This is a genomic window from Puia sp. (genome assembly GCF_035546395.1).
Classification (GTDB): domain Bacteria; phylum Bacteroidota; class Bacteroidia; order Chitinophagales; family Chitinophagaceae; genus Puia.
The window spans coordinates 173,045-185,117 of record NZ_DASZXR010000008.1 but is presented as its reverse complement, the minus strand read 5'-3'; the positions used below and the strand labels follow the sequence as shown (position 1 = coordinate 185,117).

Sequence of the window (12,073 nt, the reverse complement as noted above, 5' to 3'; positions counted from 1 at the left end):
ATAGAAACCACAATGGACGAACAAGAAGAAAGGAACGACATCCGCCGCAGACACAGAAGCGGCAGGATCTGGGCAGGCCTCCTCCTGCTCGTGATCGGCGGTGTCCTCCTCCTCGATCAAATGAACTTCCCCCTGCCCGACTACCTCTTCAACTGGCATGTCCTCCTCATCGTAGTAGGCCTCTGGATCGGCCTCCGCCACAACTTCCACGGCGGCGGCTGGCTCATCCTCATGGCCGTCGGCGGCTTCTTCATGATCCAGGACTACTACCCCGAAACCCATGTTCAACGCTATATATGGCCCGGCGCCCTCATCCTCGCCGGCATCCTCGTCATGCTCCGACCCAACCGCCCCTACTGGCGCCATCGCTATCATGGCCGCTGGGGCCACGACTGGCGCGAACAATATGACAAAGATCGCTCCGCATGGCGCGAGCAATACGAAAAAGACCGCGCCCAGTGGCGCCAGGGCGGCACCCAGGCCTTCGCCACCCAACGCGAGAACTACAGCTCCGAAGATTTCGTCAACGCCACCTCGGTCTTCGGCGGAGTGCATAAAAAGATCATGTCCAAAAATTTCAAAGGCGGCGATATCGTCACCTTCCTGGGCGGCACCGAGATCGATCTCACCCAGGCCGATTTCACCGGCACCGTCCGCCTCGACGTCACCCAGATCATGGGCGGCACAAAGATCATCGTTCCCCCACACTGGGAAGTGCGATCAGAGGTCACCGCTCTCTTCGCAGGCTTTGAGGACAAACGGCAGCAACCCGCGGCGTCCAACCCCGATAAAGTGTTGATCATCGACGGCACGTCGATCTTCGGCGGGATCGAACTAAAGAATTATTAACGCTAATCATATGAACTGGTATCTCAGCAAGATCATCTTCCGCATCATCTGCGGCGAAGGCAACCACACTCCGCAATTCGACGAGCAGCTCCGCCTCATCGCGGCCCACGACGAAGAAGAAGCCCTCCGCAAAGCCATGGACATCGGCGAAAAGGAGCAGGACGCCTTCTATAACCACGAACAGCAGCTCGTCCAATGGAAGTTCGTCAACGTCGCCGAGCTCTACCGGTTCAGCGGCCTCCTCGACGGCGCCGAGATGTACTCGCGCATCCACGAGACCGACGACCCGGAAGGATATACCGATTTGGTCCATCGTCGCGCCGACCATATCCGCGCCAGCACGACGCACAAAATGCTTCACCTGCTCTAACCAAGAAAACGCAACAGCCAAACCAGCCCGTTCATGGCCAAAGCCCCCCTCTCACAACATAAATTCCTCCTCATCTTCCTCTCCTGGTGGGCCATCTGGGCCTTCCTGCAGGTCTCCCTGCTCATCGGCTTCGGCCTCTCCGCCAGGACCTCGCTGATCGACAGCCTCGTCTCCAACACCCTCGTCGCCCTCAGCTGCGGCTTCCTCAGCAACAACATGCAATACTACCTGCCAAAAAAAGAACGCTACTGGTATATCCTCCTCATCAGCCTAAGCCTCAGCGCCATCATTTTATTGGCCTGCAAAGCCATCCTCGTCCCTCTGCTCAGCGAAAAGGCCGACGGCGCCGCCTATGCGGAGTTCTTCAGCAAAAGTTGGCCCGTCCGCTTCGACATCGTCTTCCTGCAGGTCGGCTGTATGGCCATCCTCAGCGTTTTATGGTATTCCTCCGAAGAAGAACAGGAAAACCGCCAGCGGCGCAACGACGCCGAACGCCTCGCCCGCGAAGCCGAGCTCTTCAAGCTCCGCCAGCAGCTCGCGCCCCACTTCCTGTTCAACAGCCTCAACTCCATCAGCGCCCTCATCGGCAGCCGCCCCGAACAGGCCCGCAAGATGATCCAGCAGCTGTCGGACTTCCTCCGCGGCAATCTCAAAAAGGAAGACCAGCAGTGGGTTCCCCTGTCGGAAGAATTACAATATCTCGAGCTGTATCTCGACATCGAAAAGGTCCGCTTCGGCCACCGCCTCGACACGCAGGTAACCTGCGGCCAGGACTGCATGAGCAGCCGCATCCCGCCGATGCTCCTCCAGCCCATCGTCGAGAACGCCATAAAATTCGGTCTCTATGACACCACCGATGCCGTCACCATCGCCATCCGCGCCAAAGTAGAGGCGAAATTCGTCATCATCGAAGTGGAGAACCCCTTCGACCCCGAGACCAGCCGCCCCAAGAAAGGCACCGGCTTCGGCCTCTCCTCGATCCAGCGAAGACTCTACCTGCTCTTCGCCCGGACCGATCTGCTCGAAACCCGGGTCACCGATAATTTATTCACGACCATCGTCCGCATCCCGCAACTGGAGAACATCCCCGCCAAACCTGCCATTGACAACACGCAAACACCGAAAGCATGAGCAACAACACGCCCGTAAAAGCCATCATCATCGACGACGAACCGCTTGCGAGGATGATCGTAAAAGAATACCTCGGGTACTACCCGGAGATCACGATCCTGCAGGAATGCGGCGACGGCTTCGAAGGCATCAAAGCCATCCAGCAACACCATCCCGACCTCATCTTCCTCGACGTTCAGATGCCCAAGATCAACGGCTTCGAAATGCTCGAGCTCGTGGAGGATCCCCCCGCGGTGATCTTCACCACCGCCTTCGACGAATATGCCATCAAGGCCTTCGAGAACCACGCCGTCGACTATCTCCTCAAGCCCTTCAACAAGGAGCGCTTCGATAAAGCCCTCCGCAAATGGCTCGACCAGCGCGCCACCCGGGGCAGCGACGCAATCACGCACGGTCCGGCGGCGGTAGCCCACGGCCCCGGCGGCGAAAAACCTGCGGACAGCACCGAAGCCCTCCTCGAAACCGCCTCCCAGTCCCCTACCCAACAACAACGCATCGTCGTAAAGACCGGCGGCAAGATCAAGATCATCCCCCTCGAGGACATCCATTACCTGGAGGCCGCCGATGATTATGTGAAGATCCACACCCACAATGGCGCCTTCCTCAAGAACCGCACGATGAGCTTCTTCGAAAAGACCCTCGACCCCGTACAGTTCGTCCGCACCCATCGCAGCTATATCCTCAACGTCCAGCAGGTCACCCGCATCGACCCCTACGAAAAGGACAGCCATCTCTGCATCCTCCAGTCCGGCGCCCAGGTGCCGGTCAGCAAGGCCGGCTACGTGAAGCTGAAAGCGGTGCTCGGGCTGTGATCCCGGGTAAATCCCGTGCCCTCAGAAACGCCGGCGCCCCGGGTAACCCTCGCGCCCGCGGTGCCCCCCCCATCCCCTCAATTCCGCGCCGCCGTCGCCTTCACAGGCTCGACCCGGTCGCTGCGGTTCAAGGTCCGAACCAATTCCATCTCGCCATCGGCGACGCGCACGGTCTTGATGGTCGTGCTGTCTTCCAGGTCGATCAGGTAAATGGACTTCCCATTCGTTTTCACCTCCTGCACCGTGAGGATAGCATAGTCATAATATTCCGGCTTGACGATCGCCCGGACGTCCCGCGGCAACTGGCTCTCCCCATAATAGTCGATCGTGAAACGGACCTTGCCCTTCTTATCATAAAATACCCTGGTAGTCTGGGCAGAAGCAACAACGGCGGTGCCGCCAAGCAAAAGGCCGGCAAATGCGAACTTTAAAAATAACTGCTTCATAAATTGTAGATTGTAGTTTGAGTTTGTTTTAACCCAAAACTACTCCGCCCAAACCCCGCTCCGGTCGCCCATTCGACCACCAACCGCCCGCAACGCACACACAACGTCATCCGGCGGACAGGCGCAACCCGCCGTCGACGAATGACATTCGTCGAAAAAGCAACCCCCCAGCCCCCCAATGGTCTAAATTTGACAAAGACAAAGCCAGCAGGCTCCCAGGTATGACCATCCGGTCCATCATATACTCCAACGACCGCCGCCCCCGACTCGTGCGGCACGGCCTCTTCTGGATGGCCTACGCCCTCTATTTCGCCCTGCAAAGCTTCTTCCCCACCGACGAAGTCCGCGCGAACACCGGCTATTTCGTCTATGTCGCGCTGTTCAGTACGGCCATGTACTTCCCCTACTGCTTTCTTTCCGCTTATCTCCTTTTGTATTACCTCTACCCCCGCTACCTCCGCTGGGGCCGCCACCTCGCCTTCGCGGCGCGCTTCCTCGCGCTGTTCCTGGCCGGCCTCGTCATCAATTATCTCGCCGGCATCGTCTTCTACCGCTATACCCATTGGGGCGACGCCAGTTTCTTCAACATCGTCTGCCTCGACGTCCACAACACCATCATCGCCGTCATCGCCAGCGTGTCCATCCTCGGCCTGCGGCTGGGCCGCGAAGCCTGGCTGCAACACGAGGCCAATCTCCGCCTGGCGGCGCAAAAGGCCCGCGCCGAGCTTCAACTGCTGAAGACCCGCATCGACCCGGCGACCCTCTTCCGCACCCTCGGGCAGCTTCGCGCGGAGGTGGCCCATAAGGACCCGGGCGCCCCGGCCGCCATCCTTCAACTCTCGGAAGACCTGAGCGGCATCCTCTACGCCCAGGAGGGCGACCTCGCCTCATCGAACGACAATTTCCGCTACCAGCCGGAGGCCCTCCCGGTCATAGGCACGCCCACCTCGGGTATCGACGGGTTCATCTTCACCGCTCTCTTCTCCCCAAAGCCGGCCATCCGGCTCGTACGTCATCTTGTCTTCTGGCTCGCAAGGTTCGCCAACCTCGCCTTTGTGTACCGGGTGCAGATATATACACCTTCACCGTCGCCGGTCGATTGGCCGTCGACGATGAGGGCCACGCTTACCGAGCTGGGCTGCGAGATGTTGCTCTCCTATGGTATCGCCTATGGCTTGTTCCCGCTCTTCTTCGAGCGGAGGAACTACTGGCGCTTCGCCGCCGGCTCTCTCGCCCTGCTCACCGTCGCCTTCCTGATCACCTACCCGGAACAAATGAATTTTCATTTCCCCCGCCATGCCGCGGGCGTGGCCTATTTCTGGAACGCCCTGATGCAGTTTGTCCGCACGGGCTTCGTCACCTGGCTGCTCTTCATCGCCTGGCGGCTAAACAAGCAGTACTTCCGCCGCATCAGGGAGAGAATTGCGCTGAGCAAAGAGAAGGCCGATATCGAATTCCAGCTGCTGAAGGCGCAGGTTCACCCGCATTTCCTGTTCAACACCCTGAACAATATCTACTCCTTCGCCCTCGACGGCTCCCCACGCGCGGAAGAACTCCTGGCGAAGCTCATCAGCATCATGAACTATATGATCTACGACTGCCAGGCCCATCGTATGCCCCTTCACCGCGAACTCCACCTGCTGGAGGACTACATCGGCCTGGAAAAAGCGAGATACGGCAACCGCCTGGACCTGCAGGTGAACATCCAGGAGGACAGCCGGCAACGGCGCATCGCCCCCCTGCTCATGATCCCCTTCGTCGAGAACTGCTTCAAACACGGCGCAAGCCAGGTCCTGGAACATCCCTGGGTACGGTTGCAGATCCGCACCGCCGGAGATCAGCTGGACTTCCGGCTGACCAATAACCGCCCGCCGGAGACGGCCGCCCTCAACGGAAAGGGCGGCATCGGACTGAAGAATATCCGGCAGCGCCTCGACCTGCTGTACCCCGATCGCTACCGCCTCGAGATTGATTCGGCAGACGGAGTATTCTCCGTCCGCCTGATCGTACCTTTAGAAGAAAATATCGCGTAAGAGAAATGACCAATGAAAGAAAAATAGCTTGCCTGGTCGTCGACGACGAACCCCCGGCGCTGGAGGTCCTGAAGAAATACATCGCCGCCGTCGCCACCCTCGAAGTCGCGGCCACCGCCAACAATGCCATCGAGGCGCTCAACATTTTACAGACCCGCCCGATCGACCTCATCTTCCTCGATATCCAGATGCCCCAATTACTCGGGACCGATCTTATCCGTACCCTAAAGACGCCCCCCCGCGTCATCTTCACCACCGCCCACCGCAAATTCGCGATCGAAGGCTACGAGCTCGACGCCGTCGACTACCTCCTGAAACCCATCTCCTTCGAACGGTTCCTAAAGGCCGTCAACAAGGTGCTCGGCGCCACACAACCCGCAACACCAACGGTAACCACACCCAGCCCGTCAACCCCGACAGATTCCTTCATCCACCTTCGCGCCGACCGCAAAACCATCCCCGTCGCCCTCGACGATATCCTCTACGTGGAAAGCCTCCGCGATTACATCCGCGTCGTCACCCGTAACAAAACCATCGTCACCAAACAATCCATCTCGTCGCTCGAAGAATCCCTCCCCCGCGAGGCCTTTATCCGCATCCATCGCAGCTACATCGTCGCACTCGCCAAGGTCGAATCTTATACCGCCGAACTCGTCGAGATCGGCCGCCAGCAGCTCCCCATCAGCCGCCTCTACCGCCTCGACGTCGAAAAAATCCTCCAACGCCGGCTCTAGGGCCTGGCGATGGTTCATCCTATCGCGGAATGACCTTCCCCCTCCCTGTCAAGGATATACTCCACCATCTCTTTCCGGTCCCTGAAATCCTTCGCCGAGAAATGTTTTCCATATGTCTCATTTATATACCGCAATAGGGAATCATCGGCCGAAGGGTCTCTTCGTAGGGAAGGCATGATCTTCACCTTGCCCCGGGTAACCAACAAGGTTCGGTTCCAGGTCCACACAAACCCATCGACATCCTGTGTCCAGTAGGGATCATAATAGATGGCGACATCCCCCCGTTCTCCCAGTATCCGGCAAGTGCTCCCCTCGATAATCCGATACCGCGCGAGGTCATCCCCACCCGGTAGCTTCACCTGGATAACATCGACGTCCTCCACCGGTATATTGATGATATCGGATTCTTTCGTTTTGTCAAAAGGCAGCAGAGAGAGGTACTTCATGCGGCCGTGGTTGAAATTGGCGATCTTCACGTAGCCTCTTACCGTATCTTTCTTCCTCGTGACCACGTATCCCTCTCTCACCGGGGCCGTCATATAATCATATTTTCCGTCACCGAGCCGGCGAAGCAGCTTGTAATCGGGCCATTTTTTGTCCAGTGCTGACGCCGGGGGGGCGCAGGAATGGACTCCGAGAACCAACAGGCCAAGAACCAGCCATCGTCCCATTTGTCTTGATGGATCCATAGCGGCAGAATTTTCGATCTCCTCTCCCGATCGCGTTCCGCTAGAGCTTGCTGCGCGGTGTCGTCGACAAGCCGTAGAAGGACAGCGAGTACTGGGTCCAGAAGAAATCTCCGTTAAAGATACTGTTAAATATATTCGTCCCGCCAAACCAGCTCTTCATCGACTGACTCGCCGCTGCGCCGGCAAACTTTGACAAGATATAGTTGCCCGCCTTCAGATCGATAGAATTCCCGTACCATTTTGTCGCCTTGCCGAAATCCGAAAGCGCATTGCCCGTCAGCTTCGAGGCGACGGTCGATGTCAATGCCGGCCATAAGTTCGTCGCATCGAAGAAATACCCGAAGCTCAGCCCCTTGCCCCTGGCATCGGTCTCCTTGATCCCACTGCTGATCACCGCCGCCGCCGAACTGGCAATTAATCCTTTGAATAAGGGATCGACCTTGCTGACTTCGACTCCATTCACCAGGTGGGACCCCCAGGCAAGCTTGTCGATGGATCCGCTGACCGGGGCGGAATTCAGGATCCCCGATACAGCCCCCGAAAGCGTCGCCACATACATCTGGTCCCAGTTCCACGAAAGCTTACCGGTATTTGTCAGCGACGAGGCTTCCGTCGAAAGGATCTGCTGACCGATACTCGTGGCGGCGCTGGTGGCGATATTGGTGGCAGTGGCCGATAAGCCAAATAGACTGGTGGACCCTGCAGGCGCCGCCGCCTCCCCGACACCCACGGCAAATGACGCCGCAATAAGGTCGGCCGTCAATGCCCCCTGCCACCATTTATTATTCCACTTGGAGACATCCCAGTGCCCGGCGCCACCCGATTCCAACGAAGCGCCGACATAACCGATCCCCCCAAGCGCGAAGAATGCCCCGATATCCTCCACGATATTCCAAAAATTACCTCCGCTGGGGTCGATGCCATTCGGCCAGTTATTGCCCATCCCCAGGTAGGGACTCCTGTATTGACCGGCGGGATCCTGCGTATTCCACCGGCCCAGCTGCGGGTCGTAGAAACGGGCGGCCATATCATACTGTTCCATTCCCGTGCCGTCGCTGAACTCCTGCTGCTGCAGCTCCTTGCCCGTGTACTTGAACTTCGTCTCCAGCTCTTTTGCCGCCATGCCGCTGATGCCCGCCATGGTCAGGCCGGTCGGATAAAAATTATTCGTTTGCAGCAACGGCCCGCGGGTCTGTACGACCTGCAGATTATCGAAATACACATCCACCGGGCTGGTATTGCTGGCATATACATAGATATAACCGTTCTGCGGAATAGGGATCGCCTGCAGGTCCGCATGATGGTCCTTTACCGTTCCGACGGACCCGACCGCACTGCACCCGCCACCCAAATATTTGAACTGATCGCTGAACACGACATAGTTGATATAGGCCACCGGCGTCGATCCTACCTGGGCCTTGTTGGCAAAAAGATTCAGGGGATTCACCGTCCCAATCGTGTTCTGGCTGATACCCGATACCGTGGCGCCATGGATGATCGTGCTGCCGGTCGGTCCGCCCAATAAATTCGTCAGGAGATCCGAGACGAGGACCGTAGTATTTTGGACCGGGTTCGTCGGCGCATTGGTGAGATAATAGGACTTGCCGAATATATCGATCTTATCCCCCGCCATCACCCGCAACGTGATCCCCAACCCCGTCTGGTTGGAGCCGCCGTTGATCCGGTACATATAATTGCTGTTCATGTTCTGGTTGATCGGCGACGAATTGACATTGCAGTTGGGATCGTTGTTGGCGATACCGTTGTTATCTGGATAGGCCGTGATACCCGGGGGATTCCCCGAAATATAGCTGGTATTCATGGAATAGAACTGCTGCTCCACATACACCGGATCGGTCGTGGTGATCGATGCCGGGTTGACGGCCTCTACCGTCGCCGCGGGGTAGATATCCTGCCGCAATTCATCCGTCAGCACGGCGCGGATATCGCCCAGCTGGTCCCGCAGGAAATAGTCATACGCAAACGACGAATTGTTATTGTACGTCGCCGGGACAAGGGGCCGGACCCGCCCCTCCTCCTGGCCGAAATACTGCAGGACATTGTTCTCATACAAAAAGCCATTGCAGTAGCTGTCGGTGGTCTGTTTGGCGGTGTTGTTATTATAGGGGGCCGCCAGCTCGGAAACCCGCTTCTCCAGCTTATTACCGGAGGCATCGTAAATAAAAGTGATCGTGCCCTTGGCGCTCCCGTCATCGTTCTTGACGGTAACCTGGTACGGCAGGTTCAGATAACTGTAGACGACCGCCCCGCCCGAGGTCTGATCGACCCCGACGGATCCATTAAAGCGTTTGTTCAGGTCGGTCACCTGGTTCCCATTCAGATCATAGCCATAATCGTCGGCGGTGGTATTCTTGTCCGTAAAATCGCCGAGGGCTACGCCCGCCGGCTGGGCGGCATTGTCGGCCACCGACCGGATCTTGTTGCTGACATCGCCGCTCTCGTAGGTATAGGCCAGGTTGTCTATCAACGGGCTGCTGTTGACGACAAGCCCGTTGTGCTGCAATTGCCGGATATTGCCGTTCTCATCATAGGCCATGCTCACGGTCTGCCCGTCACCGAGCTTCTCCGTATAGTCGACCGTATAATTGGCGTTCGCCGGCTCGGTCTTGCCCCAGGTTCCCCCGAAATTCTGGTTGAAGTCGCCGAACATCACCCGCCCCGAGGGATCATAGCCGAAACCGTACGACCGCTCCTGGCCATCGCCGCCGCTCATCCATCGCTGACCGGACAGGCTCCCGGTGAACCGGTTGGTGCCGAAACCCCAGTCATAGCTCAGATCGAGGCCGAACCACTTCGTGCTGCTGTTGACCTGTGAAGTGGTAGGACCCGATGAAGGATAATTCCAATTGATGCCTTTCAGCCATCCCTGGATATTGTAGGCCAGCGACTGATCTTCCAGCGGCGTGGCCGATGGGGCGCTGCCGCTCACGGTCTGCTGCCCGATCTTCTTTTCCTTCGGCCTTCCCAGCGCATCATAGACATACGACGCGATGGTGCGTTGCGTGGTAGAGGGGGATCCTGCATTCCCATCGTTGTTCAGGTTCTTCTTTATGTTCAGCAACCTGCCCGCCTGGTCATAGTTGTAGTTGGTCTTGATATCGAAGAGGTTGATGTTGGCCGCGACATTATTGTGCACCTCGAACAGGCACAAGACCCGGTCGGTGAAATCATATAAGGAAGTGGTGACATCGACTCCCCCCTTATAATTGGTGTTCTGCACCTGGATGGCCCTGCCCTTGTCGTCATAGAAGCTCACCGTCTCCAGCCAGGCCCCCTGCGTCAGGTCGGCCGCATTTTCGATCACCCTCGCCTTCGAGGAAGTCGCCAGGCCACGGGTCATGACGGTACTGTTGGCCGGGAGCGGGTCCCCATAGGTATTCGAACCGGCGTCCAGGCTGGCGTTGTGCGAGTTGTCGTAGTTCTTGTTGGTGTTGGCGTAATTATCGTAATTGGATTCCGTCAGCGGGATGAAGGTGCTTCCCGGAGGAATGGGATCATCCGATACCAGCTCGCTGTTGGTGAAGGAAAGCGGCCCCGAAGAGACGATCTGGGCGACGAAGCTGGCGCCCGTTTCACTGGTAAACCCCGGGTCGAACACGATGCGGTTGCTGGCCTGGTACAGCGTCTGACCGGCAAGACGGTTGTTGACTTCCAGGTTGGCGATGATCGCCGGATCGATAGAAGTGCCCGACACGTTCTGGGCAGTGGTGGTATAGTTGCCCGTATTCGCGGTCACATAGGCCTGCAAGGCGGATGGGGTCCCGGTATACGTGAGCATCCCGGTCTCCACCGGCCGGTCGAGGGCATCGTACAGGCTGGCCATCCACTGGTTGTTAAGCCGCATATTCGCATCCTGCACGAACACCGGTCTGTCCCGCTTGTCGTAGACAGTGTATACCCAACCTGCCCCCGGCGATTTCCGGGCGATCGGCCGTTGCAGGTTATCGTACTCATACCGGAAAGCCAGCTCGTTGATCATGCCCGCGCTGAGCACAAAGCTCGCGGCATTGACCATCTCCGCCACCGCCTTCGGCGGTATGACAAACCGCAACAGGCCCATATCGTCATATACGTTATAGGTGCACAAAAAACCGCCATACCCGCTATAGTCGGAGGCGATGGCCCCGGTTTGCACCTTGTGGAGGACGACGTGCCCGTCAAAATCGGTATAGTCCACCGTGGCGTTTCCTTGTTCGTCGAGGTCCACCTCTTTATAAAGAGTCTTGACGGCATAGGTCGCGGCGGTAGTAGGGATATTGGTCGACACGTCATTATTGACATAGGTCAGCGCATTCGAGGCGATCAGCCATAGCCGCACCTGGTCGTTGGAATTGTTCAAATAATAGAATTGCTTCTTCCCTCTTTCAGTCGCGCTGCCTTCGCTGCCGGCCCAGCTGTTCCCCGGAGCGAAGATCTTGGAGACCCGGTTTAGGGGCGACGCCTCGAAGTCGGTATGGCTGTAATAGAACTGCTCGTTGCGGAGAGCGGGCTGATCGGCCAGGTACGTGCTGCTGAAGAACGTGCTCTGTTCGCCGAATGGGTTGGTCTTGAAGCTTCCGTCGGTCCCGGATGAGGTATATGGCAGGTATTTATACTGCTCCATGCCGGCAGCATCGTAGTTGACAGGGATCACCATGTCCGTGCCTCCCGGCGACTGTTGCCATAGCACGGTCTGCATCGGCCTGCCGATAGCGTCCGAGTATTGGGTGGTCATGCTGACCTGTTGCACCGTTGTCCCCGATGTGACGGCGGCCTTCGTCGTGAAAGGTTGCCGCGGTTCCCAGGTTCGCACATAATTCACGACGGTGCCTGAAGGGACGGCAGGAACGGGCCGTACCGTTGCGGTAGGGGCAGGGACGGAGCCTGCTCCCGATGGGGTATTGGTCTGTGCCGATGCATCCTGCACCACCAACATCCAGGCGGCGAAAAGGACGGTCAAAAAAGGTATTGCTGCAGCTGTCTTCATGGCATATTGTTGACGAAGGATG

Annotated in this window: 9 protein-coding genes; 6 read left to right on the top strand and 3 right to left on the bottom strand. The window is 57.8% G+C overall.

Features of this window, described 5'->3' with window-relative positions; translation table 11 throughout:
- Positions 1–12 precede the first annotated feature (12 nt).
- The 4 genes from VHE34_RS09210 to VHE34_RS09195 are packed head-to-tail and all read left to right on the top strand — an operon-like array spanning position 13 to position 3,162.
- Complete coding sequence (locus tag VHE34_RS09210; RefSeq protein WP_325586995.1) at positions 13–849, top strand: LiaF transmembrane domain-containing protein; 837 nt, start codon at positions 13–15, stop codon at positions 847–849.
- A 10-nt stretch (positions 850–859) separates the two neighbouring features.
- Positions 860–1,219, top strand: a complete 360-nt coding sequence (locus tag VHE34_RS09205; protein ID WP_325586993.1) for a DUF4288 domain-containing protein — start codon at positions 860–862, stop codon at positions 1,217–1,219.
- 33 nt (positions 1,220–1,252) lie between these two features.
- Positions 1,253–2,350 carry a sensor histidine kinase gene (locus tag VHE34_RS09200; protein WP_325586991.1) on the top strand — a complete coding sequence of 366 codons (1,098 nt, stop codon included), beginning with the start codon at positions 1,253–1,255 and terminating at the stop codon, positions 2,348–2,350.
- Positions 2,347–3,162 carry a LytR/AlgR family response regulator transcription factor gene (locus VHE34_RS09195; protein ID WP_325586989.1) on the top strand — a complete coding sequence of 272 codons (816 nt, stop codon included), beginning with the start codon at positions 2,347–2,349 and terminating at the stop codon, positions 3,160–3,162. The genes VHE34_RS09200 and VHE34_RS09195 overlap by 4 nt, the downstream gene beginning before the upstream one ends.
- Before the next feature lie 77 nt (positions 3,163–3,239).
- On the opposite strand, the gene VHE34_RS09190 is transcribed toward VHE34_RS09195, so the two are convergent.
- Positions 3,240–3,608: a hypothetical protein gene (locus tag VHE34_RS09190; RefSeq protein WP_325586987.1), complete on the bottom strand. Its 369-nt coding sequence runs from the start codon at positions 3,606–3,608 to the stop codon at positions 3,240–3,242.
- 221 nt (positions 3,609–3,829) lie between these two features.
- Here VHE34_RS09190 and VHE34_RS09185 point away from each other — a divergent pair, with 221 nt between their 5' ends.
- Both VHE34_RS09185 and VHE34_RS09180 read left to right on the top strand, forming a co-directional pair.
- Entirely contained in the window at positions 3,830–5,641 is a 1,812-nt protein-coding gene (locus tag VHE34_RS09185) for a sensor histidine kinase (RefSeq protein ID WP_325586985.1), read from the top strand.
- Between the two features lie 5 nt (positions 5,642–5,646).
- Positions 5,647–6,375 carry a LytTR family DNA-binding domain-containing protein gene (locus VHE34_RS09180; protein ID WP_325586983.1) on the top strand — a complete coding sequence of 243 codons (729 nt, stop codon included), beginning with the start codon at positions 5,647–5,649 and terminating at the stop codon, positions 6,373–6,375.
- A gap of 14 nt (positions 6,376–6,389) precedes the next feature.
- On the opposite strand, the gene VHE34_RS09175 is transcribed toward VHE34_RS09180, so the two are convergent.
- Positions 6,390–7,064 carry a hypothetical protein gene (locus VHE34_RS09175; RefSeq protein WP_325586981.1) on the bottom strand — a complete coding sequence of 225 codons (675 nt, stop codon included), beginning with the start codon at positions 7,062–7,064 and terminating at the stop codon, positions 6,390–6,392.
- 40 nt (positions 7,065–7,104) lie between these two features.
- A complete protein-coding gene (locus tag VHE34_RS09170) occupies positions 7,105–12,051 on the bottom strand; it encodes a DUF6443 domain-containing protein (protein WP_325586979.1) in 4,947 nt (1,648 codons plus the stop codon).
- Positions 12,052–12,073 lie beyond the last annotated feature (22 nt).

Coding starts and splice junctions, on each gene's coding strand:
- VHE34_RS09200 (WP_325586991.1), top strand. CDS start 1,253: ATGGCCAAAGCCCCCCTCTCACAACATAAATTCCTCCTCATCTTCCTC.
- VHE34_RS09210 (WP_325586995.1), top strand. CDS start 13: ATGGACGAACAAGAAGAAAGGAACGACATCCGCCGCAGACACAGAAGC.
- VHE34_RS09195 (WP_325586989.1), top strand. CDS start 2,347: ATGAGCAACAACACGCCCGTAAAAGCCATCATCATCGACGACGAACCG.
- VHE34_RS09190 (WP_325586987.1), bottom strand. CDS start 3,608: ATGAAGCAGTTATTTTTAAAGTTCGCATTTGCCGGCCTTTTGCTTGGC.
- VHE34_RS09185 (WP_325586985.1), top strand. CDS start 3,830: ATGACCATCCGGTCCATCATATACTCCAACGACCGCCGCCCCCGACTC.
- VHE34_RS09180 (WP_325586983.1), top strand. CDS start 5,647: ATGACCAATGAAAGAAAAATAGCTTGCCTGGTCGTCGACGACGAACCC.
- VHE34_RS09205 (WP_325586993.1), top strand. CDS start 860: ATGAACTGGTATCTCAGCAAGATCATCTTCCGCATCATCTGCGGCGAA.
- VHE34_RS09175 (WP_325586981.1), bottom strand. CDS start 7,064: ATGGATCCATCAAGACAAATGGGACGATGGCTGGTTCTTGGCCTGTTG.
- VHE34_RS09170 (WP_325586979.1), bottom strand. CDS start 12,051: ATGAAGACAGCTGCAGCAATACCTTTTTTGACCGTCCTTTTCGCCGCC.